This window comes from Lutibacter sp. (assembly GCF_041555395.1).
GTDB lineage: Bacteria > Bacteroidota > Bacteroidia > Flavobacteriales > Flavobacteriaceae > Lutibacter.
The window spans coordinates 1-24,924 of record NZ_JBFFKM010000036.1; the positions used below are offsets into that span (position 1 = coordinate 1).

The 24,924-nt window shown below is 34.2% G+C and carries 17 protein-coding genes; 8 read left to right on the forward strand and 9 right to left on the reverse strand.

Translation table 11 applies throughout. The features are described 5' to 3' along the window. The first annotated feature begins 640 nt into the window (after positions 1 to 640). The 7 genes from lpdA (at position 641) to ABY285_RS08715 (ending at position 11,873) form a co-directional block, all read left to right on the forward strand. The gene (lpdA, locus tag ABY285_RS08685; RefSeq protein WP_372769099.1) at positions 641 to 2,041 is read left to right on the forward strand and encodes a dihydrolipoyl dehydrogenase; all 1,401 of its coding nucleotides are present in this window, start codon (positions 641 to 643) and stop codon (positions 2,039 to 2,041) included. 220 nt (positions 2,042 to 2,261) lie between these two features. Beyond that, positions 2,262 to 3,563, forward strand: coding sequence for an aminodeoxychorismate synthase component I (gene pabB, locus ABY285_RS08690; protein ID WP_372769101.1), 1,302 nt, complete (start codon positions 2,262 to 2,264; stop codon positions 3,561 to 3,563). A 176-nt stretch (positions 3,564 to 3,739) separates the two neighbouring features. After that, on the forward strand, positions 3,740 to 5,086 hold the full coding sequence (gene tilS, locus ABY285_RS08695) for a tRNA lysidine(34) synthetase TilS (RefSeq protein ID WP_372769103.1): 1,347 nt from the start codon (positions 3,740 to 3,742) through the stop codon (positions 5,084 to 5,086). 105 nt (positions 5,087 to 5,191) lie between these two features. Next, positions 5,192 to 7,780, forward strand: a complete 2,589-nt coding sequence (locus ABY285_RS08700; RefSeq protein ID WP_372769105.1) for a phosphoenolpyruvate carboxylase — start codon at positions 5,192 to 5,194, stop codon at positions 7,778 to 7,780. A 2-nt stretch (positions 7,781 to 7,782) separates the two neighbouring features. Continuing rightward, positions 7,783 to 8,298: a DinB family protein gene (locus tag ABY285_RS08705; protein WP_372769107.1), complete on the forward strand. Its 516-nt coding sequence runs from the start codon at positions 7,783 to 7,785 to the stop codon at positions 8,296 to 8,298. A 156-nt stretch (positions 8,299 to 8,454) separates the two neighbouring features. Continuing rightward, a complete protein-coding gene (locus tag ABY285_RS08710; RefSeq protein WP_372769109.1) occupies positions 8,455 to 10,842 on the forward strand; it encodes a penicillin acylase family protein in 2,388 nt (795 codons plus the stop codon). Continuing rightward, positions 10,839 to 11,873 carry a LacI family DNA-binding transcriptional regulator gene (locus ABY285_RS08715; RefSeq protein WP_372769111.1) on the forward strand — a complete coding sequence of 345 codons (1,035 nt, stop codon included), beginning with the start codon at positions 10,839 to 10,841 and terminating at the stop codon, positions 11,871 to 11,873. The genes ABY285_RS08710 and ABY285_RS08715 overlap by 4 nt, the downstream gene beginning before the upstream one ends. Before the next feature lie 23 nt (positions 11,874 to 11,896). Here ABY285_RS08715 and ABY285_RS08720 read toward each other — a convergent pair whose 3' ends face one another. The 9 genes from ABY285_RS08720 to ABY285_RS08760 all read right to left on the reverse strand — a co-directional run bounded on the left by ABY285_RS08720 (position 11,897) and on the right by ABY285_RS08760 (position 22,846). Continuing rightward, positions 11,897 to 12,862, reverse strand: coding sequence for a PHB depolymerase family esterase (locus tag ABY285_RS08720; RefSeq protein WP_372769113.1), 966 nt, complete (start codon positions 12,860 to 12,862; stop codon positions 11,897 to 11,899). A 28-nt stretch (positions 12,863 to 12,890) separates the two neighbouring features. After that, entirely contained in the window at positions 12,891 to 13,685 is a 795-nt protein-coding gene (locus ABY285_RS08725) for an SDR family NAD(P)-dependent oxidoreductase (protein ID WP_372769115.1), read from the reverse strand. Beyond that, on the reverse strand, positions 13,682 to 15,190 hold the full coding sequence (locus ABY285_RS08730) for an AMP-binding protein (RefSeq protein WP_372769117.1): 1,509 nt from the start codon (positions 15,188 to 15,190) through the stop codon (positions 13,682 to 13,684). Before ABY285_RS08730 ends, ABY285_RS08725 begins: the two co-directional genes overlap by 4 nt. 7 nt (positions 15,191 to 15,197) lie before the next feature. After that, positions 15,198 to 16,184: a 3-oxoacyl-ACP synthase III family protein gene (locus tag ABY285_RS08735; protein ID WP_372769119.1), complete on the reverse strand. Its 987-nt coding sequence runs from the start codon at positions 16,182 to 16,184 to the stop codon at positions 15,198 to 15,200. A gap of 20 nt (positions 16,185 to 16,204) precedes the next feature. After that, entirely contained in the window at positions 16,205 to 17,386 is a 1,182-nt protein-coding gene (locus ABY285_RS08740; protein WP_372769122.1) for a beta-ketoacyl synthase N-terminal-like domain-containing protein, read from the reverse strand. Further along, the gene (locus tag ABY285_RS08745; protein ID WP_372769124.1) at positions 17,379 to 18,887 is read right to left on the reverse strand and encodes a hypothetical protein; all 1,509 of its coding nucleotides are present in this window, start codon (positions 18,885 to 18,887) and stop codon (positions 17,379 to 17,381) included. The genes ABY285_RS08740 and ABY285_RS08745 overlap by 8 nt, the downstream gene beginning before the upstream one ends. Before the next feature lie 5 nt (positions 18,888 to 18,892). Beyond that, entirely contained in the window at positions 18,893 to 19,732 is an 840-nt protein-coding gene (locus ABY285_RS08750; protein WP_372769126.1) for an alpha/beta hydrolase, read from the reverse strand. 77 nt (positions 19,733 to 19,809) lie between these two features. Next, a complete protein-coding gene (locus ABY285_RS08755) occupies positions 19,810 to 22,254 on the reverse strand; it encodes a carboxypeptidase-like regulatory domain-containing protein (RefSeq protein ID WP_372769128.1) in 2,445 nt (814 codons plus the stop codon). A gap of 25 nt (positions 22,255 to 22,279) precedes the next feature. Continuing rightward, positions 22,280 to 22,846, reverse strand: a complete 567-nt coding sequence (locus tag ABY285_RS08760; protein WP_372769130.1) for a TetR/AcrR family transcriptional regulator — start codon at positions 22,844 to 22,846, stop codon at positions 22,280 to 22,282. A gap of 213 nt (positions 22,847 to 23,059) precedes the next feature. On the opposite strand from ABY285_RS08760, the gene ABY285_RS08765 reads away from it, so the two are divergent. Beyond that, on the forward strand, positions 23,060 to 24,595 hold the full coding sequence (locus ABY285_RS08765; protein ID WP_372769132.1) for a YifB family Mg chelatase-like AAA ATPase: 1,536 nt from the start codon (positions 23,060 to 23,062) through the stop codon (positions 24,593 to 24,595). Positions 24,596 to 24,924 lie beyond the last annotated feature (329 nt).

Consider the following 24,924-nt stretch of genomic DNA (forward strand, 5'->3'; position numbering starts at 1 on the left):
AAAAAACAGGGTCACAAAAACTTATACTGTTAGGCAATCAAATCAATATTTGGGTACTTTTTATAGATAATACTCCTTAGCATTACTATATGTGGGGTCGAAAAAATTTGAATTTTGTGGGGAACAACTTTCATTTTACATAGCAAATGTAATCAGGAACTTTCAATAAGCAATATACATAAACGTCTATTTTTTAGAAACTTAACAAACGGGTGATATTTATCATTAAACGGTATAAAAAAGCATATAAATTGTAATTACTTAAATGTGATACTTGTCACGCAAACACTTAACTGCCTTATTGCTAGTTATTTATCAATAAATTACTAAATATTAAAGGCGGCGATAATTTTAATAAGCAATATATGTAAATAGTTATTTTTAAATAACTTAACAAACGGGTGATATTTATCAACAAATGGTAAATAAAAACCCCTAAGCTGTAATTGCTTTAATGTGATATTTGCCACATTAATACTTAATATACTTATTATTAATCATTTAATAATTCATTACTCAATGATTAAAGGCATTGATATATCAAAATGCAACTTATTGTACCCCCATAAAATAAGTATGACATATTCTCTATAGACAAATAAAAATTCTATTTTTGTACCTCAACAAGAAGTAAAAACTTATGAATAAATACGATGTTGCCATTATTGGCTCGGGACCCGGTGGCTATGTTGCTGCCATCAGATGTGCACAACTAGGATTAAAAACTGTCCTAATTGAAAAATACAACACTTTAGGCGGCACTTGTTTAAATGTAGGCTGTATTCCGTCAAAAGCATTGCTAGATTCTTCACACCATTATTATGATGCCACAAAACATTTTGCCACACACGGAATTGAAGTTTCGGGTTTAAAAATTGATTTTAAACAAATGATTGCCCGCAAAAGTGAAGTTGTTGCTCAAACATCAGGCGGCATTAATTTTTTAATGGATAAAAATAAAGTTACCGTATTACAAGGTGTTGGCAGTTTTGCTGATGCCACTCATATTACAATATCAAAAGCTGACGGAACTTCAGAAAAAATTGAAGCTTCAAACATCATTATTGCAACGGGTTCAAAACCTGCGATGTTGCCGTTTATTAATATGGACAAAAAAAGAATCATCACTTCAACCGAGGCGTTGAGTTTAACTGAAATCCCAAAACATTTAATCGTTATTGGCGGCGGGGTTATTGGCCTGGAATTGGGCTCTGTTTACAGCAGATTGGGTTCCGAAGTTTCCGTCATTGAATATATGCCAACCATTACGCCGGGAATGGACCTGATGCTTTCCAAGGAATTGCAAAAATCGCTTAAAAAACAAGGACTTAAATTTTATACAGGCCACAAAGTGACTTCAGCAGTGAACAAAGGAAAAGAAGTTGTGGTGACTGCCGAAGACAAAAAAGGAAATGCGGTTGAATATAAAGGAGATTACACTTTGATTTCTGTTGGAAGAAAACCTTACACGGAAGGATTGGGATTGGAAACCGTTGGCATAAAAGTTAACGAGAAAGGTCAAATTGAAACCAACCAACAATTGCAAACCAATGTTGCTAACATTTATGCCATTGGCGATGTGGTAACAGGCGCAATGCTGGCGCACAAAGCTGAAGAAGAAGGTACGTTGGTTGCGGAATTGATTGCCGGCCAAAAACCGCATATCGATTACAATTTAATTCCGGGAGTTGTTTATACCTGGCCTGAAGTTGCCGCTGTGGGCAAAACGGAAGAGCAGTTAAAAGAAGCCGGAGTAAACTACAAATCGGGAACTTTTGCCATGCGTGCTTTGGGAAGAGCAAGAGCCAGTATGGACACTGACGGCATGATAAAAGTATTGGCTGATGCCAAAACGGATGAAATCTTAGGCGTTCATATGATTGGTGCAAGAGCAGCTGATATGATTGCAGAAGCGGTTATTGCCATGGAATTTAGAGCATCTTCAGAAGATATTGCACGATCATCACACGCACATCCAACCTATACCGAAGCATTTAAAGAAGCCTGTATGGCAGTGAATGATAGGGCAATTCATAGTTAGGCCCCTAACCCCCAAAGGGAGGACGGAGCGTAAAGAAAATGTATGGTATACATTTTTAGCGAATGGGCCAGATGGAGCTTTGGCATTTGAAATGTCGGAAAGAAAAGAGAGAAGAGAGAAAAGACAATTGTTATTTGATTTTTGATTGTCAATAAAAGTATAATACTCTAACTATTTAACTTATATACTTTTAACTTTCAAGCTTTTTAAATATAAAATAGTGCAACGAACAAGTTATAAATTTAAAGTAAAAGATATTTCCGAATTCAAAAAGCGGCTTTTACAGTGGGCGCAACAGTTTGAAATAGCGGTGTGGCTGGACAGCAATAATTACGACCAAAAATATTCAAATTTTGAAGCTATTTTGGCTGTTGATGCTGTTTCAAAAATTAAAACTTCATCTGAAAATGCTTTCAAGCAATTAAAAAAATATCAATCTGAGGTAAACGATTATATTTTTGGCTATCTCAGTTACGATTTGAAAAATGACGTAGAAGCATTGACTTCTTCTAATTTCGACGGATTGCATTTTCCCGACCTCTTCTTTTTTCAGCCTAAAAAATTATTTTTTATTAAAGGAAACACGGTTGAAATAAAATACATTTCAGCATTTGAAAATGAAATTGAACCCGATTTTAAAGAAATTACTTCAACCAAAACCCAACAACCTACAACCAACAACCAAATTCAAATAAAGCTTCGGATTCATAAAGATGATTATTATAAAAAATTAACCACCCTTTTAAATCACATTCACAGAGGTGATATTTATGAAGCCAATTTTTGCCAGGAATTTTACAGTGAAAATTCTACAATCAATCCGGTGGAAGTTTATCAGAACTTAAATGAAATTTCCAAAGCGCCTTTTGCGACATTTTTAAAACTGAACGATAACTATTTACTTTCTGCTTCCCCCGAACGCTATTTAAAAAAAGAGGGCAAACACTTAATCTCCCAACCCATTAAAGGCACTGAAAAAAGAGCTTTAACAAAAAAAGCAGACGAAAAATTAATTGCGGCATTGGAACAAAATCCGAAAGAACGTGCAGAAAATATTATGATTGTGGATTTGGTACGAAATGATTTTTCCCGTTTTGCCGTAAAAGGTTCCGTAAAAGTTGATGAGCTTTGCAAAGTTTATACTTTTGAGCAGGTACATCAGCTTATTTCTACCGTTTCCTGTACTGTAAAAAACGACATCCACCCTGTTGATATTTTAAAAAACACCTTCCCAATGGGAAGCATGACCGGAGCTCCAAAAATTTCGGCCATGAAAATCATTGAGAAATTAGAAGAAACAAAACGGGGGTTATATTCGGGCGCGGTTGGCTATTTTATACCTGATGGCGATTTTGATTTTAATGTTATTATAAGAAGTATTTTATACAGTGCCGCAAAAAAATACGTTTCCTATTCGGTTGGAGGCGCCATTACGGCGCAATCAATTCCGGAAAAAGAATATGAAGAATGTTTGTTGAAAGCGAAAGCAATGAAACAAGTTTTATTAAATGAACTGATTTAAACTTTTTTGATTGAAGCGAAAAATAGGAATTTTTTGCTCAATTGAAGGCTTTTTTTAACTGTATAGCATCGCTACGGAGTTCCAAAAAGACAAAAAGTGAATGAAAAATAACATTTTGCAGCCAATTGAAAAAAGTTTAAACGAGTTCAATGTTAAATAATTATATTTACAAACTTATGAAAGCTGAACTTCAAGAACATATCAATCATAAATTTTCATTTTTACATGATAAAAATCTGCTTATCGCCATTTCTGGCGGTATTGACAGTGTTGTTTTGACGCATTTATTTCATAGGTTAAAATTTACGATTTCCTTGGCGCACTGTAATTTTTCATTGCGTGGTAAAGAAAGCAATGAAGATGAAGCCTTTGTGAAAGAATTAGGTGAAAAATTACAAATCCATACCTATTCCATTAAATTTGACACTGAAGCGTATGCCGAAGAAAAAGGAATTTCAACCCAAATGGCAGCTCGTGACCTGCGTTATGACTGGTTTCAAAAAATTGCCAAAGAAAATAATATCGATTACATTATAACAGGGCATCAAAAAGATGATGTTTTAGAGACTTTCCTAATTAATTTAACACGCGGAACCGGTTTAGACGGCTTATTGGGAATTCCCGAAATTCAAGGAAATATTGTGCGTCCGTTTTTGCTGTTTTCACGTAACGAAATTTTAGTGTACGCCGCCAAAAAAAAGATACCATGGAGAGAAGATCGTACAAATTCTTCCATAAGATATGTGAGAAATAAAATTCGGCATAAAGTTGTTCCTGTTTTAAAAGAATTAAATCCGAATTTGCTGGATACTTTTTACAACACGCTCGAAAACTTAAAAGAAACTCAGCAAATAGTAAAAGATCGTATTCAAAATATTAAAGAAAAAATTATCCAACTCCATAAAAACGAATTGCATTTTAGCATTCCTGAAATAAAAAAACTAAGCAATCCTAAAATCTATTTGTTTGAACTTTTAAAAGAATATGGCTTTACAGCATGGAATGATGTTGCCGATTTGACAGACTGCCAAAGCGGAAAGCAGGTTTTTAGCAAAACACATCGTTTGTTAAAAGACAGAGACGTATTGATTTTATCGGAAATACTTCAACAAGAAGAAATTGAACACTTTGAAATTCCGAAAGACACCTCTGAAATTAGCATTCCCATTGCCCTGAAACTTGAAACAGTCGATACCCCTTTCGACACGAAAAATCATCCGAATAAAGTTTTGGAGGAACTTGTTTTTGATGACAACACCTCCATTTCAATTGATTACGACAAACTTGAATTCCCTTTAATCCTCAGAAAATGGCAAAAAGGCGACTTCTTTTTCCCTATTGGTTTAAATGGAAAAAAGAAAGTAAGCAAGTTTTTTAAAGATGAAAAAATATCGCTTACCGATAAAGAAAATGTTTGGCTGTTGTGCTCCAAAAATGACATTGTTTGGGTGGTTGGAAAACGATTAGACGAACGATTTAAAGTTACAAAATCCACTTCAAAAATTTTAAAAATAAACTTTTGATTGCCCTTTATATTGCTGCACAAAAAAATCGATTTCGTTAAATTAGCATTTTAAACACACGCATTTGATTTAGCTTTTGTAATTTTAACTTCTGAATTTTAAACTATGCACAAACTACCAAAACTTGAGAGATTTAACGAAAACGTACTGGCAAAATACCGTATTTATAACAGTATTTTTATGACGCTTCCATTTGATGCGATTTCTAAAACGGGTGTTTTGCTACCGCTTTTTCATGAGATTTGTGAAAATGGGTTTTCCAACGAAAAAAATCCAACTGAAATTGTTGACGCTTTTTTTAAAGCCTACCAACAAAATCCGACAGAAAAAGAAAAAATAAATTTACTATTTAAATTTATACAATATATTGAACGTCAGGTAGTGTTGTTTGATGCAATTGAAGACGCGGCTTTTCCCATTGTAAATAATATGGATGGCGTTGGAACTATGCGTAACAGTAAAGAAACTGCGGCCCAAGAAAACAAAAAAGAAGCTTTAAAAAAGTATTTAGAAGACTTTAAAGTTAGGGTTGTTTTAACAGCACATCCAACACAATTTTATCCGGGAGCAGTTTTAGGAATTATTACAGATTTGGCTCGTGCCATTGAAAGAAATGACTTGCTTTTAATAAATAAATTACTTGCTCAATTAGGAAAAACACCATTTTTTAAACACGTAAAACCATCACCCTTTGATGAAGCAATTAGTTTAATTTGGTATTTAGAAAATGTTTTTTATCATTCCGTTTCAAATACTTACAACTATATTATTAATAATATTTATGACGGTGAACGAGTTAATAATGATATTATTAACCTTGGATTTTGGCCGGGAGGAGATAGAGATGGAAATCCTTTTGTAACAACCGAAATTACTTTAAATGTTGCGAAACGTTTAAAGCAAATGATTTTAAAAAATTATTATATAGATATTAGAATTTTAAAGAAGCGTTTAACATTTAACGGTGTTGAGCAACTAATTTCAGAATTAGAAAAATTATTATTTGATAATAGTGTAAATCCTGAATTAGGCACCATGATTTCGTTAAAAGAATTCTTTGATAAATTAGCGCAAATCAAAGCTATTTTAATCACAAAACATCAATCACTTTACCTAGAGGAACTAAACGATTTTATAAATAAAGTGAACCTGTTTGGCTATCACTTTGCCACGTTAGATATTAGACAAGACAGCAGGGTTCATCACGACGTTTTTTCTAAAATTGTCACTACATTAATAAAAGGCGGTAATAAATCGTTTCCTGAAAATTATTTAAAATTATCTGAAGATGAGCAAATAACAATTCTTTCTAAAGTTGAAGATTCCGTAGATATTTCAATTTTTAAAAATGATATGGTTTCAAAAACTTTGGGTTCGATACAAGCTATAAAAACCATTCAAAAAAATAATGGTGAGCGTGGTGCAAACCGATACATTATCAGCAACAATCAAACAGCTTTAAATGTTATGGAAACTTTTGCCATGTTCAACCTCTGTGGTTTTAAACACAACATAACAGTCGACATTATTCCGCTTTTTGAAACTATCAACGATTTAACCAATTGTGAAAGTGTCATGGATAAATTATACGCTAACGACGTATATATGAATCATTTAGTTAGCAGAGGTAATAAACAAACTATTATGCTTGGTTTCTCCGACGGCACGAAAGATGGAGGTTATTTAATGGCTAACTGGGCCATTTTTCAAGCTAAGGAAAACCTGACAAACATTTCCAGGAAGCATGGCATAAAAGTCATATTTTTTGATGGACGAGGCGGACCGCCTGCTCGTGGCGGTGGAAAAACACATCAATTTTATGCTTCGTTAGGACCAACAATTGAAAATGAAGAAATACAATTAACGGTTCAAGGTCAAACTATCAGTTCAAAATTCGGAACTCAAGATGCTGCTCAATATAATATTGAACAATTATTAAGTGCCGGTATTTCAAACGAACTATTTAGCAATGCCAATCATCTCATGACAAAGAATGATACCGAGATTATGAATGATTTGGCATTAACAAGCTACCAGGCTTATGTTGATTTTAAAAATCATCCTAAATTTATGCCTTATTTAGAAAGAATGAGCACCTTAAAATACTATTCAAAAGCCAATATTGGAAGCCGTCCTTCAAAACGTTCAAATTCAGCTGAGTTAAATTTTGCTGATTTACGCGCCATTCCTTTTGTAGGTTCCTGGAGTCAGTTAAAACAAAATGTTCCCGGATTTTATGGCGTTGGAACAGCCCTAAAAAAATACGAAGATAACGGAGAGTTTGACAAATTAAAGCAATTCTATAACGGATCTGATTTCTTCAAAGCATTAATTGGAAACAGCATGATGTCTCTTTCTAAATCATTCTTTGAATTAACCAAATACATGGAAAAAGATGAGGAATTTGGTGGATTTTGGAAAATTATTTACAACGAATATCAAACATCAAAACGTCTAATATTAAAACTCACAGACTATACCGAATTAATGCAAAATAATAAAGTAGGGAAAGCATCAATTGACATACGTGAAAATATTGTTTTGCCTTTAATTACAATTCAACAATATGCATTGATTAAAATTCAGAAATTGCAAAAGGAGGAAAACCCTGATGTTGAATTGATCAAGATTTATGAAAAAATGGTCACACGATCCTTATTCGGAAATATTAACGCAAGCAGAAATTCAGCCTAATTATGAACTTATCCCAATTAGACGAAAACGAATACAATCCGCATTACAAACATTACATTTTAGAATTGGGAGATGTGGATTTATTTGAAATTTTAAATGCTTCTTTTGAAGAATTATTGGAAACCATTAAAGATTTACCGGAAGAAAAATTGGTGTTTCGGTATGATGAAGGAAAATGGACCATTAAAGAACTCCTGCAACATTTAATTGACACAGAGCGTATTATGAGCTACAGAGCTTTGCGTTTCTCAAGAAATGACGCTACTGAATTGCAAGGTTTTGACGAAAATTGGTACGTTGACAATTCAAACGGCAACAACAGAAATTTTAATGATTTACTGGATGAATTTACTTGCACACGCAGAGCGAGCATCTCTTTATTTAAAAGTTTCACTAATGAAATGCTTCAATTGTCAGGGAATGCAAACGGAAGTGATATGACAGTAAGGGCATTGGGTTTTATTATTCCAGGGCATCAAATGCACCACTTAAAAATCATTAAAGAACGGTATCTTTAATCGTTTTATCTAAAAAGAAATTTCATTGACAGGTTTGTGAAACCCATATTTTTAACCACTTGCCTTTTAAGCTTCAATTAAATTGAAAATAGGGTATTCAAATTTTATATGATTTAAAATATTATATTTGATAAACCAATAACTATTTTCTTACCAATGCGTGTTCTGAAAAAAATATTACTCATCATCAGTATCCTAATCATTCTAATTTTGATTGGAGGCTATATGTATTTTAACAGTCTAAAACCTGATTACTCCGGCAATATCACTTTGTCAAACATGGAGAATGAAACTACTGTTTATTTTGATGACTATGGAATTCCCCACATTTATGCCCAAAACCAATATGATGCTACAACAGCTTTAGGTTATGTTCACGCACAGGATCGACTTTGGCAAATGGAATTGATGAGAAGAATCGCTCCAGGAAGATTGTCGGAAATTTTTGGAAAAGATATGCTCAAAAACGATCAGTTTTTTGTGAGTTTAGGCATTGAAGAAGCTTCCAGAAAATCCATGGAAAAATTAGATAAAAATGGGGAAGTATTCAAATTGGCTGTCGCCTATTTAAACGGTGTTAATCAATTTATTGAAAATGGCCCCACACCTATTGAATTCACTTTAATAGGAATTGAAAAAGAAAAATATCAACTAAACGACATCTACAATATTTTGGGATATATGTCCTTTAGTTTTGCGATGGCGCAAAAAACCGATCCATTATTAAGCGTACTCAAAGAAAAATTGGGTGATGATTATTTGAAGGAACTCAACATAGAAATCGGTCCAAATACTACGTTTATAAAAAACTCCAAAGAAAGTATTGCCGATTTTTCGGAAATGGTTGCAAGCGTAAATGAAGTTATGGAAAAATCGCCAATTCAACCATTTATCGGAAGTAACAGTTGGGTGGTTTCCCCTAAAAAAACAACAACAGGAAAAGTAATTTTTGCAAATGATCCGCATATCGGCTTCTCTCAACCAGCAGTTTGGTATGAAGCGCATATTATTACTCCCAATTACGAATTGTACGGATATCATTTGGCAGGTGTTCCGTTCCCGTTATTGGGACATAACAGGAATTATGCCTACGGATTAACCATGTTCGAAAATGACGATATCGATTTTTACAAAGAAGAAAATGACCCAACAGACAACACCAAATACAAAACTCCAAACGGATTTGAAACTTATAAAACAGCAACCAAAACCATAAAAGTAAAAGATACGGCTGATGTGACCATTACCGTCAGAACCTCACGTCACGGATCCATTATGAATGATGCCCTTGATGCAATTACACAAACCGAGCCAGTTGCAATGTCGTGGATTTATACCAAATTTGATGTAGAAGTTTTAGCTGCACTTCACACCATTTCAAGAGCAGCCGAAATGAAAGACGTTAAAAAAGGAGCTTCTATGATTCACGCGCCAGGACTCAATATTATGTATGGCGACGCAAAAGGAAATGTGGCTTGGTGGGCAACGGGAAAATTATACAAATTGAATCCCAACGTAAATAGAAATTTTATTTTAAACGGCGCTTCCGGTGAAAATGATCCAATTGAATATTTAGATTTCAGCAGCAACCCTATGGCCGAAAACCCGACTTGGAATTATGTGTATTCCGCCAACAACCAACCCGATTCTATTGCAAACATTTTGTATCCCGGCTATTATTTATCCGAAGACAGAGCCAAACGGATTGTGCAATTGCTGGAACCAAAAAATAACTGGAATAAAGAATCTATGTCCGCTATGATTACTGATGTAACTTCATCGGTATCACCAGGTTTGGTCAAAGAATTTGCTAAAACTATGGATTACAATTCTTTTTCCAAAAATGAACAAAAAGCCATTGATATTCTTCAGCTTTGGGATGGTTCAAATACCCCTGACCAAGTGGCTCCAACCATTTATAACAAATGGATTTACCTGTATTTAAAAAACACTTTTGAAGATGAAATGGGAACGAAATTGTTCACCCAGTTCTTAGCTACACATTTATCAAAAAGAGTGATTGCCGAGCAACTTGAAAAGGACAGTTCTATTTGGTGGGATGACATAACCACAAAAAACAAAACAGAAACCAGAAAAGAAATCCTGTCAAAATCTTTGGTTGAAGCCGTTGCTTTTTTAGAAAATCAACTTGGAAACGATAAAAAGGATTGGAATTGGGGAAAAGTTCATACCTTAGAGCACGAACATCCCCTTGGCAAAGTGGCCGCCTTAAAAAACTATTTTAATGTGGGTCCGTTTCCAATAAATGGCGCAAGAGAAGTGATTAACAATCTTGGTTTCGACTATACCGACTCTGGATTGTACAAAGTAAACGCAGGGCCATCAACCAGAAGAATCATAGATTTTTCTGATATTGAAAACAGCATCAGCATTTTACCGACAGGGCAATCGGGAAATCCATTCAGCAAGCATTATAAAGACCAAGCTGAAATGTATAACAAAGGCGAATTCAGAAAAATGAAAATGAATGAAGAAGAAATTAAAAGGGTTTCAACAAAATTAATTATTTCAGCAAAAAAATGAGTAAAAGAATCACCATAAAACAAATTGCACTGGCACTGCAGGTTTCTATTTCAACGGTTTCAAAAGCGTTAAACGACAGTTATGAAATTAGCGATGATACAAAAAAAAGAATTCAGGAATATGCCAAATTACATAAATACAAACCCAATACTTTGGCATTAAGCCTACAAAATAAAAAAACAAAAACCATTGGTATCATTATTCCAAATATTCTAAATTATTATTTTGCCAGAGTACTTAGAGGAATTGAAAAAGTGGCAACAGAAAAAGGATACAACATCATCACTTGCATCACAAATGAATCCTACAAAAAAGAAGTGGATACCATGGAAATGCTTTCAAATGGAACTATTGACGGTTTTATTGCCTGTATTTCAGAAGAAACTTTAAAAATTGGAAATTTTGACCATTTTCATGATATTTTGGAAGAAGGCACTCCAATTGTATTGTATGACCGTGTTCATCAAGAAATAAATTGTGATAAGGTAGTTACAGATTTAGTGAAGAGTGCCTATAAAGCTACCCGATTTTTAATGAAATCCTCTTGCAAAAATATTGCGTTTATTTCAACTTCAGAAACCCAAAATATTGGTAAATTTGGCCTTGAAGGCTATATAAAAGCGCTTACAAAACATGATATTAACCCGGCCAAAAGTTTAATTATCATACAAGACCGTGAAGAGGGACTCAAAGAGAAAATAAATGAAATGTTAGACAAATATCGTGTGGATGGAATCTTTACGGGAGATGAAACTTCTGGCGCAATTACGACACAAGTCTTAAATAAAAGATTCCTCAGAATTCCAGAAGATATCTCCATAGTTGGACTTACAAATGGTATTTTATCACGTTACAGCACACCACCACTTACTAGCGTAAATCGCTTTGCACATACAACGGGTGAAATAGCAGCAACACGATTGATTGATAAAATAGAAGAAAAAATTGAATTTGACGATATTAAAACTGAAGTAGTTAAAACAAAACTGGTTGAACGAGAGTCAACAAAAAAACTTTTTATAAAGTTTTAAAATAAAGATTAAAAAAACAAAGGTTAATCATTTATCAATCCGAAAAATTTGGCTGTCCAATATGTGGAATGAAAATTTTTATCCAGTGCAAATCTGGCTACATTTCCACCTTGCTGTTTTTCTGTGCCAGGATCAACTGCCATTGCGTGACCTAAATTATTAATTTCGTATTTTACAATAATCGGACAATTATTTTTGAAGTAGGTAGTTTTGGTAATATCTCTATTTCCATTAAATTCTGAAACTATTATTGGTTTGGTAACTATTTTATGAATTCCTTTCCACTGCATTTCAATTATTTCGGCATTCTTGATATTCACAAACGGATCATCGATGCCATGAAATATAACGACTTCTGGGTATTTTCCATCATAGTTCGGATTATTCTCACTTATGGCAGCCACCCATTCCTCGTTTGTTTTTTCAACATTTCCTTGCATCGCAGCGTACGCAGTTGCTAAATCATTAGCCGCCTGAAATGGAATTCCAGCTAAAACGGAGCCTGACTTAAACAAATCAGGATAATTTGCCAAGAGTATATTGGTCATTGCACCGCCTGCCGAAATGCCAGTAATGAAAATTTTTGAAGTATCAATATCAAAATTCTGAATAGCATATTGTATCATTTCTTTTATAGTTTCAGATTCACCGTCTTTCTTTGAAATATCCGTATTTTCATACCAATTAAAACATTTGTTTAAATTATTCTCCACTTTTTGCTGTGGATAAATTACCATAAAATTATTTGAAGCAGCTAAAGTGCTCCATCCACTCTGGTCGGCAATTTCATTTGCTGTTTGAACGCAACCATGCAAAACTATCACTAGAGGCACTTCCATATCGTTATTAATCGGCTTATAAACATACATTTCCAAATTTCCTTTGTTGGCACCAAAGTCGGTGATTTCAACCAAATTATTTTGGGAAATGAGCTGAAAACTAGTCAACAACAAAATTAACCCGATGATGTTTTGAAATTTTTCAATCATTGTATTTCAATTTACAGAAAGAAATTTTTTATTTTACCAACCCTTTTGAAATGACACCTCCAGTAATTTCAAGCGTTGTGCCGGTAACTGCTTCATTTTGAATTGCGAAAATTAAAGCGTTTACTATTTCATCAATTTTAACCAACCTGCCAATGGTTACGTCTTTAACAATACTTTCCAGCACTTCGGGCTTCATTCCTAATAAAAGCGGTGTTTCCACATAACCTGGAGCGATCCCAACCACACGAATCCCTTTTATCTTTTTGGCATGGAACTCGCCGGACAATATTTTTGGCCACAATGCCACGGAAGCCTTTGTTGAACTATAATTTAACTGTCCTAATTGTCCTTCTTTATTAATGGAAGAAATGGTAAAAAGGACGCCTTCGCATTTGTTATCAATCATTCTGACGGAGGCTTCTCGGATGGTCAAAAAAGTTCCCAATAAATTTACATTAATCACATCCATAAATTGAGAAGTACTCATTGTTTTAAATACTTTTCCAGTTTCTCGATCTGGGCTTACCATAAATGCATCCCTAAATATTCCTGCGGAAGGCACTACAATATTTATGGCGCCATAGGTTTCTATCGCGGCATCCATTAATTTAATGACATCAGCTTCTTGACTAACGTTTGTTTTCACGGCAATTGCCTCTCCTCCATTTTTTCTAATTTCCTCAACTTTGGCATTTAAGCCCTCTTCATTCATGTCTCCAAGAACAATTTTAACGCCTAATTTAGCTAGCTCTACGGCTACGCCCGCTCCAATTCCACTGGCGCCTCCTGTAATTACTGCAACTTTGTTTTTTATATTCATCATTTATTTTTTAATAATTTTCTATCTATTTTTCCTGTATCATTTTTTGGAATCTCCTTAAGAAATTCAATATATTTCGGGATTTTAAATTTTGCCAATTTCGCCTGACAAAAGTCCAATATTTCTTTTTCGGTAAGCGATTTTTCCGATGTCACAATAAATGCTTTTCCTACTTCACCCCATTTTTCGTGCGGCACGCTAATCACAGCAACCTCCAAAACACCAGAATGGTTCTGAAGTACGCGTTCAATTTCTGCCGGATAAACATTTTCGGCACCTGATATATACATGTTTTTTATTCGGTCTACCACAAACAAATAATCTTCTTCATCGCAGATAACTACATCACCGGTATAAAACCATCCGTTTATCAAAGATTCATCAGTTGCCTTTTTATTTTGCCAATATCCTGGTGAAACCATTGGCCCTTTTAACAACAATTCTCCTTTTTGATTTTTTCCGACTTCAGTTCCATTTTCATCCACAATTTTTGTTTGTACGTAAAAATTTGGTCGGCCAATAGATCCTTTTTTCCGAATGGCATCATCTTGATGCAAGGAAGTTAAATTAGGCCCAACTTCCGTTAAACCATAACCTTGACGAATTAAAACACCTTGATTTTTCCAAGCTTCAATTAACGGAATTGGCATTGCTTCACCTCCAACAATAAAATACATTAAACTTGAAAAATCGGTTGATTTAAATGAAGCTTCTTCCGACATCATTTTTAACATCGTTGGAACCCCCATAAACAAAGTAAAATGCTCTTCTTCAATTAAATTTAAAATTGTTTTAGCGCAAAATGATTTTATAATAACCAAACTTCCACCGTGATGAAGTACTGGTGTTACCAACACATTCCAGCCTCCAGTGTGAAAAGGCGGCATACAATTAATGGTTTTTGTGTCGGTATTTATGACCAAACTAATTGCTGTATTTATGCTGTTCCAAAACAACATTTTATGGGTGTACATGGCTCCTTTTGGAATCCCAGTTGTTCCTGATGTAAATAAAATAAAAATTGGATGGTTTTCATCAACAATATTTATGGGAAAATCCGATTTGTATTTTTCATTCTCAAGCTTTTTAAGGGTTTCAGAAAAATAGCTAATCTCAAAAACTTCACCCAATTTATTTTTCGAAAACAACGTTTGAGAAACCTTTTCCTTGTAAACATTATCGTGTATAAGAAATTTCGGATCTGAAATTTCTATTAAATGATTTAATTCGCTTGTGGTTAAACGATAATTTAAAGGAACTAAAATAATACCCGTTTTTTGTGCAGCCACAAAAAACAAAAGATATTCCAAACAATTTTCGGAAACAAAAGCAATACGGTCACCTTTTGCTAAATTTAAATGTTCAGTTAAGTAAAAGGCCAATTTATTGCCTAATGAATTCAACTGTGCATAACTTAGTGTATTTCCGGTCTCATATTCCTTTAAAGCAATTTTGTGAGGAGAATAAACCGCCCACTTTGCCATCCAATCCTGTTGCCAAACTTCCATTATTAATTTATAATTTAAATATTGTACCCGCAAAAGCCAATCCGCCCCCAGAACCTATGAATAATACCGTATCCCCTTCTTTAATTTTATTTTTTTGAATGGCTTCATGGTAAGCCATTGGAATACAAGCCGATCCCGTATAGCCGTAATTGTGCATAATGGTGGTTGTTTTATCCATTCCAACGCCTAAAATATCCAAAGTTTCTTTGATGCTGTTTATATTTATTTGCGTAATAAAATAATGGTCAATATCGTGTGGCGTTAAATCTAGGCGCTTGCACAAATCTATAATCATATTACTCCAAATGACAGAATTCAGTTCCTTCGGAAATTTCTTAACGAATTTTAATTGATGATTGCCATTTTTTAGGCTTGCTTCTGTTGTTGGACTGAAAGTTCCCCCTCCATAAATGCCCATCCAACTGCTGTATTCTCCTTTCGTTTTTAATTGTGACGCCAACATTCCGGCACCGCTTTCATCTGATTTTAAAATGACGCCTGAAGCACCATCAGCAAACAAGGTAACCGTTTTTTTATCGTTTTTATTCAAGTGTTTCGACATTGCATAAGCTCCTAACACTAAAATATATTTGTAATTTTTATCGGCCTGAATATATTTGGCAGCCACATCCAATGCAGTCACAAACCCAGAACAAGCTGAATTTAAATCAAAAGTTCCGGCATTTACCGCTCCCAATCGGTCTTGCACCACGGAAGCTGTTGAAGGTGAAATATATTCAGGCGTATCCGTCGATATAATTATTAAATCTAAATCTTCAACTTTTACATTGGCATTTTTCAATATTTCTTTGGCTGCATTTACACATAAATCGGCCGTAGATTCATCATCTGCACACCAACGTCTTTCATAAATTTGTACATTCTCTCGCAACCAAGTGTCTACGTCTTCCTGCAAAATTTCATTGAAATAACTGTTGGAAATTACCTTTTTCGGCACATACATTCCCGAACCTATTATTTTCGCATTTCTCATATTTGTGTTTTGTAGTTTTATTAACTGCGTTTTAAAATTGAAACCATATTTGTTGCTCCTGAGCCGCCAATATTTAACACCAAAGCTGCATTGGCATTATTTACCTGCACGCCAATGGCATTGTTTGTGAGTTGTTTGTACAACAACGCGTGCATAGAAACGCCCGTTGCGCCAACTGGATGTCCTTTTGATTTTAATCCGCCCGATGGGTTTACCACACATCTTCCGCCTAAATAAACATCTTTATTTAACAAGGCATCAAATTCATTCCCTTTTTTTGTCAATCCGATAGCGCTATAAATTAACAATTCCGTAATGGTAAAACAATCGTGAACCTCAGCAATTTGAATGTCATCAATAGTCATTTTAGCCTGTTGGAAGGCTCTTTTTGTTGCTTCGGAAGCACCATCAAGAAAATAATTGTTTCTTTTGCTGTCCACTATATTTAAATAATCACTTGCTGCACTTGTCGCAACTATTTCTACTGAATTATCCGTTTTTTCGGCCGATAAAATTACGGCTGCTGCTCCGTCAGAAATCAACGAACAATCATGCAAACGCAATGGATAAGCAATCATTGGATTTTTTTCTTCCGGTAAATTTAAAAGTTCCTCTTTACTGCGCGGTTTTTGCATATGAGCTAAAGGATTCTGACTTCCAAAATGATAAGCTTTTGACGCTATTTCCGCTAAATATTCTTGCAATTGTTCCAACGAATAGCCATAATGGCTCATCCATCCTTTTCCATATTCGGCAAATAAACCAGGAAACGTATAACCCAAAGCACCTTCTTTTTCCCAGTATGAAGCTTTGGCAAGCGCAAGTGAAGTGTTTTTAGTATCCAAAGAGTTCATCTTTTCTACACCAACCACCAAAACTTTTTTTGCTTTACCCGATTTAATAGCCATTTCAGCCAAATGAATTGCTGAAGTGCCAGAAGCACAAGCATTTTCAGCTCTGTACATTGGTTTAAAGCGAAGTTCTGGCAAAATATTTACCCCGTAAGGCGCAATATGTTCCTGATTGTTAAAGCTTCCACCACTATAATTCCCGACAAATACAGCATCAATTTCCGTGATATCAATACCGGCATCTTTAATGGCGCCTTTGGCAGCTTCTTCATACAAGCTATAAATGGTTTCTTCTTTAAGATTACCAAATTTTGTATTATAAGCACCAATAATGTGAACATTTTTATTCATTTTTTAATATTTTTTTGTTGAGTACCCAGGCAATAACTAAGGTAGGAAAAATAACTATAATTATTGATAATGTAGCTGTTACAGAAGGATTTGCATAAGTAAACCCAAAGTCCGGAAATAATTCGTTTCCGAAAAAGTATAAAATAAAGTGGGTAGTTACAGCAAGAATTGAGGCCGTCCACACCAGTTTTAAGTGGGGATTTTTTAGCAAAATGCCAACCAATAAAGGTGCTAAAGTTGCCAAAACCAATCCGTAAACACCAACCTGGCCATAAATGCCTAATAATTTCGGTGGATTTATGTTAACGGCAAAAACTAAAACTGCAATTACAACAAGTACCACATGACTTGCCCTAAATGCCAGTTTCATTTTTTGTTCTTCCGGCATTTTCTTTTTACTGATTTTATCAATTAAATTAATAACTAAATCATTGGCCGTAATTGTGGAAATACTCACCAGCAAACCATCTAAAGTTGACATTGCGGCAGCTAACATTACGATACTTACCAATGTAAAGCTCCAATCGGGAAAAACATTCATTAAATAAACTGTCATTACCAAATCTTGCCTAAACTCTCCTGTTGAAGAATCTATTAACTGCGCTGGGTCAACAGCAACATGCGCGAAGAAACCAGCAGAAACCAACAATAAAAATATCAAAAGCACAATACCAACTACAATAATATAATTTCGTACATCTTTATTTGTTTTTACATACAATGCTTTTGTTAAAATATGGGGCTGGCAAACCAAAGCGGCACCAATAAAAAATCCTGCAATATAGGTTGAGAAAAAGTCGTTAAACAATTTTCCTTCAGGGTTTATAAGTTTTAGCAAGTTTACATCTTCCTGTGAAATTTGCTCCCAAAATCCGGGATTATGGGTTTCCATCATCAGCTCAATTCCTGTCCATAAGATTGCGCAAGAGGCTATAATCATTAAAATACCCTGAAACATATTGGTATACACGTGGGCATAAGTTCCGCCCAAAAAAACATAACCTGTAACAAATATTAACGTTATTAATAATGCCGTTATATTATTTACGCCAAGCAGTTTTTGCATAACTATAGAAATTCCGCCAACCAACAATACCACAAAAGCAAAAGACAATAAATTAATAAAGGCGAAATACAAGGAAAAACCTTTGGATTGATATCGTTTACCAATCCAATCTGGAATTGTTAATGCTTTCATTTTTTCGCCAATAGACCTAAACTTAAATGATAAAATAATAAGCATAATCATAAATCCAGAGTAGGTACCTAAAAACATATTTATCCAGGCCGATAATCCATCAACATAAATAAACCCGGGATTTATAATAAAGGTTGCTGCTGAAGCAGTGCTTGCTGCTAAGGTAATTCCCACAACAATTGGAGACATATCTCCTTTCCCTATGGCAAAACTGCTAAAACCATCTGTTTTTTTATAACCTATCCAACCTAAATAGGAAGTTCCCACTAGATAAATTGTAAAAAGTATCCAAGCTAAAGTCATTTTTTTTAATTTATAAATTTTGTAATTGCCGAAACAGTTTGTTTCGCTCCTTCACCAAATAGCATGGTTACGTGATTTCCTGCCACTGCAACATAAGTGCAATTTTGCATCATATTAACTGTTTCCATCGCCTGTTGTTTTGATACCAACACCTGATTATTTACAAAAGGGTCTGTTCCATTTAGAACAATTGAAGGCTGTTTTATTTGAGTGATTAGTTCGTCCCAATGAATATCAGGATTTAAAACAGCCTCAACTGCTTGTTGAATATGCTTGAAATTTGATCTTGACTCAATGCCATTTTCAGTTTCTTTGCAATCAGCTTTATAAAAGGATTCCATTTCTGGTAACCATTTCCCTTGTAAAAAAGGTGCTTTTTTCATATTTAAAATGTATTCATCATACGTATTCCATGTTTTTTTTAGTCGACTCATAACGGATGGCGTTACCAGTTCTCTAACTTCTGGATGCATTTTTGCGGCTACATCAATTAAAATTATTTTTGATATTCGCTCAGGAAAATGCACTGCCAAATTAATACTCAGCAATCCACCAAAAGAGTGACCTGCTAATATTGCTTCCTCAATTTTTAAAGCATTCATTAATTCAATAATATCTTTTGAATGCTCTGACATAGAATAACCATTGTTAGGCTTTTCACTTAAACCCCTTCCTCGCAAATCAACTGAAATTACTCTGTAATTATTCAATAGCTCCAAATAACTTTCAAACGAATTGGCATTTGCACTTAAGCCGTGTAACAAAATTAACGTTGGCTTAAGTTTGCTGTTTTTCTCCAAATAATGAAGTACAATACCATTGGCTTTTAAGAAGCGATGCGTCATAAAGTTATTGTGAAGTTTTAGAAAAGAACATCGGAAAAAAAGACCGATGTTCTTAATTAACAAACATAAATGGAATATTATAATTTTATTTTTAATTCGACACCATATGTTCTTTCACTTGGTGGAGAAGCCACGAACTCATAATTATTGGTATCTAAAATATTATTTACATAAGCACCTAAAGAAAAATGGTCGCTAATTTTATAACCTAAATTTACACTTAAGAAGAAACCTCCTAATTGACCGTAATTAAATTTTTTCCCCACGCGTTGACCTTCAACAACGGGGTCTCCTCCAATTATTAAATCGGCATTGGTTTTAGCTGCAACGTTTCTTCCTGAAAAGAAATCATATTTTTGAATATAGCGAGATAGTATCGACCCATAAAATTTATCACGGGAAAAGTTAAAAGCAGAACTAATTTTATTCTTTGGAGTATTTATAGGTAAATCCAACACGTTAACAACGCCATTTTTATCCCCATCATTAGCCATATCGTTTTTATCCATATTATAGTCAAAAAATGAATAATTAAGCGTCATGTTGTAATACTCATTAAAGTAATAGGTTAACCCAAGATCAAATCCATAAGTATCAACTTTTCCAAAGTTTAAGTAGGTTAAAACATATCCCCCAGCATCATAAAACCCTGGTGCCAAACCAACCGTTAATTCATCAATAGGTTGATCTCCACGGTGGGTTACAACAGGCCCTCCAGATAATCCCGTTGGTACAATATTAGTAAGCGGGCTTAAGAAATTTTCAGACATATTATAGTATGCGTTTGCATCCAAAAATAATTTACCTTCTGATAAATAACCCTTGTAACCTAATTCTAAAGTTTGAATTGTCTCAACTTCAACTGGAGCAACTTCCGAACCATCTGACAATGTAAATCCGACTCCATTACCTAAAATAATTCCTCCAAACAAATCACCGCTTAGATTTAAAATTGTTGGTGAGGCGATTCCTTTTCCGTAAGTAAACCTCCAAGTTCCTTTATCCATAGTATAAGTAATTCCAGCTTTTGGTATAAAATTAAATCCATATAAATCATGATCATCTCCACGAGCTGCTGCAATTAACTTTACACCAGATTCACCAAATTTATATTCTAATTGTCCATAAAATCCTTTTTGTTCTATCTCAATTGGACCAGTAGCATCTATCAAATATGTATCTCTACTATCTGCTTTATCTTTTTGATATTGTGCTCCTATTATATAATCTACACCACCAATACTGTTATTGTATTGAATTTCAGCATTTAAACGATCTGATTTATCAACAAAAATGGGTGGATTGTTACCACCATAGGAATTAACTAAAGCATCCTCATGAGTTTCTCCAGCAGCAATTAAGCCCCAGTAATTTTCAGTTCTCGTTGTAATTGCATAAGTATCATCTGTTGAACTCCAAGTTTTATAAAGGTTTGCAAAAAAATGTTTTGAAGTATATGTTCCTTGTAAAAATTGAATTCCCCAATCTTTAATTTGATTTCTTCCTACATTTGTAACAGCCAAATAGCTACTTTTACTTGTTCCATAAATAGCTTTTATTTCACTGTCTGTTGTTGGTTTGTAAAAAACTGATGTTTCAGATTTAAAAAATTTCGATTTCCGGTCAAGTTCCAGTTCAGGTTTCGCTATTCCACCCACGTATACTGAGTCTGTCCAGTTTACATCAGTTCCTTCAGCATATCCGGCAGTTACTTTATAAGCCCATTTTTCACTTAATTTTTTGGCATGTCTTAAACGAGCACTCAAAGCATCATAAGAACCACCGCCTAAAGCAATTTCTGTTCCTTCATATTTCCAAGGTGATTTTGTAATTGTATTCACTAATCCATTATGGGCATTTGGCCCATATAATGCAGATGAAGGTCCTAAAACAATCTCTACTCTTTCAATATCTTCTTTTATGACAGAAGTTAATGGCCCAAATGGCAAACCTGTTGCGATAAGTGTTGAAAAACGGTTATCATCTAACTGTAACATTTTAGGATTAAATGCCGAGTTAAATCCTCGTATATTAAATCCGCTCACAAATGCTCCCGTTTTAATAAAATCAATTCCTTTTTGTTGTGCAATTAACTCACTTGGATCACCTACAAAATTATCCAATTGTCTTGCGCTAATTACGTTAATAGTAACTGGTGCCTCGGTTATTTTTTCCAGTTTTCGAGATCCCGAAACAACAACCTCTTCAAATACTTGGTAACTACTGTTTAAGGTAATTAACCCTAGATTTATAGTACTATCACTTATAGTTACACTTTTTTCAACCGTTACATAACCTATGAAAATAACAGATACAGAGTAAGTTCCATTTTTAACATTGTTAAGTTCAAATTCACCTTTGTTGTTGGTGATTGTCCCTTGATTTGTAATTTTAATAAAAACTTCGGCTTGTGAAATAGCCTCTCCAGATTCATCCACAACGGTTCCTTTAATTCCGCCTTGGGCGAAAATCACTCCTGAAATAAAAAAAACAAACAGGAAAGTTAAAATTTTTTGATTCATAATAATAATTTGGTTAATTAATAATTCATTCTAAATACTTTAATCTCATTTTTTCTTTAGCTTTTTTTAACAATTCTTCGCTATGATTGGCTAAATACGAAGCAAAAACACCTACACGAAATACTTCAAACTCAAATGAATCTCCTTTTGGATTGGCCGATCCCAAAGATTCCATCAAATGAAAAATAGTTCGCCGATATTTAATTGAATGTTCCAAAACCCCTTTTCCAATTTGATTTTTAGTATCAGGTTGGTACAATAAAGACATGTACAAATCCCAATATTTCCTGTCATTTTGTAAAGAATTAAAGAATACATCAATTATGGTTGACAACACTTTTTTAGGATCGTCATCTTCTGGATAATCCAAAGTCCTATCAATTTTTGAAAGTATCATTTTTACAATAGCGTTCAGCAAAATCTCTTTTGAAGAGAAATGATAAAATAACAACCCTGTTGATATTCCTGCTTCTTTGCAAATTGCGCCTGTTGATGTTTTATGATACCCTTGCGATGCAAACATTTCTAAGGCAACATTTAAAATTTGTTGCTTGGCGTTTTTCTTGTTTTTTTTTAAGTTTCCTGTATTCATTTTATTATTGACTAATCACTCAGTCAGTAAATGTAATTATTTATTTTAATTTTCCAAATTTTTTTAAACTTTATTTTTAGAATCTTCTTATGATTGTCTTTATTCTTTACATTATCTATTAATATTAATCCTATTATGTCCATTTTAAACAAAAGAAACTTCATTAATTTATTGCATCGATTTTTTATCTATTTTTATGAAAAATTAAAAAATATGCTAGAAAAAGTTTATGGCAGCGCCGTGTTTGGCGTTGAAGCCACCAATATTACCGTTGAGGTAAATATTGACAAGGGTATTGGATATCATTTGGTTGGCTTGCCAGACAATGCCATTAAAGAAAGCAGTTTTAGGATATCCGCAGCCTTAAAAAACAACAATTACAAATTTCCAGGCAAAAAAATCACCATAAACATGGCACCGGCTGATTTGCGTAAAGAAGGCTCCGCCTACGACCTTACTTTAGCCATTGGAATACTCGCGGCTTCTGACCAAATAAATACAGAAAAAATTGGAGATTATATTATTATGGGGGAACTTTCGTTGGACGGAAGCCTGCAACCCATTAAAGGTGCCTTGCCTATTGCCATTAAAGCACTTGAAGAAAATTTTAAAGGTTTTATTTTGCCTAAACAGAATGCTAAAGAAGCTGCAATAGTCAGTGATTTAAAAGTTTATGGCGTTGAAAATATTTTAGAAGTTATTGATTTTTTTGATGGAAAAACTGAACTTGAACAAACCATTATAGATGTTGAATTTGAATTTAACAAAAGTTTGGACAACCCTGAATTTGATTTTGCCGATGTAAAAGGGCAGGAATCCGTAAAACGTTCCATGGAAATAGCCGCGGCAGGCGGACACAACATTATTCTTATCGGCCCTCCAGGAAGCGGAAAAACCATGTTAAGCAAAAGACTGGCTTCCATATTGCCGCCAATGACAATGCAAGAAGCCCTGGAAACCACAAAAATACACTCTGTTGTCGGGAAAATAAAAGAAAGCGGCTTAATGTACCAACGCCCGTTTCGTTCGCCTCATCATACGATTTCTGACATCGCTTTGGTTGGCGGCGGCCAATACCCACAACCGGGAGAAATCTCCATGGCGCACAATGGTGTCTTGTTTTTAGATGAATTGCCCGAATTTAAACGCACCGTTTTAGAAGTGATGCGCCAACCTTTGGAAGACAGGGAAATAACCATTTCACGAGCTAAATTTTCGGTGACTTATCCCAGCAGTTTTATGTTGGTGGCAAGTATGAATCCATCTCCAAGCGGTTATTTTAATGATCCCGATTCGCCTAAAACCTCCTCCCCTTTTGAAATGCAACGTTATTTAAGCAAAATTTCCGGACCATTATTGGACAGAATCGATATTCATATTGAAGTGAATCCCGTTCCTTTTGAAAAACTTTCAGAAGAACAATTGAGTGAGCCAAGTACCGAAATTAGAAAACGTGTCACCAAAGCAAGGGAAATACAAACCAATCGTTTTACTGAATATGGAAATGTGCATCACAATGCGCAAATGAATGTGAAGCAAATCAGAAAATATTGCAAATTGATACCGGAATGCAGCGAATTGCTTAAAAACGCGATGGAAAGGCTAAGTTTATCTGCCAGGGCTTATGACCGAATTTTAAAAGTTTCGAGAACAATTGCTGATTTGGAAGGCGTTGCAGAAATTTCTACAGCTCACATTTCTGAAGCTATTCAATACCGAAGTTTGGATAGAGAAGGGTGGTTGGGATAAGCAATTGTTCATTAGCAATTGATTGTCTAAAGGTGTTGCGTTTTATATCTGAAAAGAACAATGCGAAGTGCCGAGAACCTGATTTAAAAAAAATTTCTTATATTTAATCCATTGATATATAATATATTGATGATATAATCCAACCCTTCGTAAACAAATACTAATATTTACTGTTTAAATTCTTTGGTAAAATAGTCAAAGATTTTTAACCAAAATAAATTAATTCTTAAACTTTTAATAAAATAATCTAAATTGAAAGTAATTAAATTATTAAATATCATTTTTAATTACAAATACATCATGTTCGGTGCAGAGAATTGCATAAATGT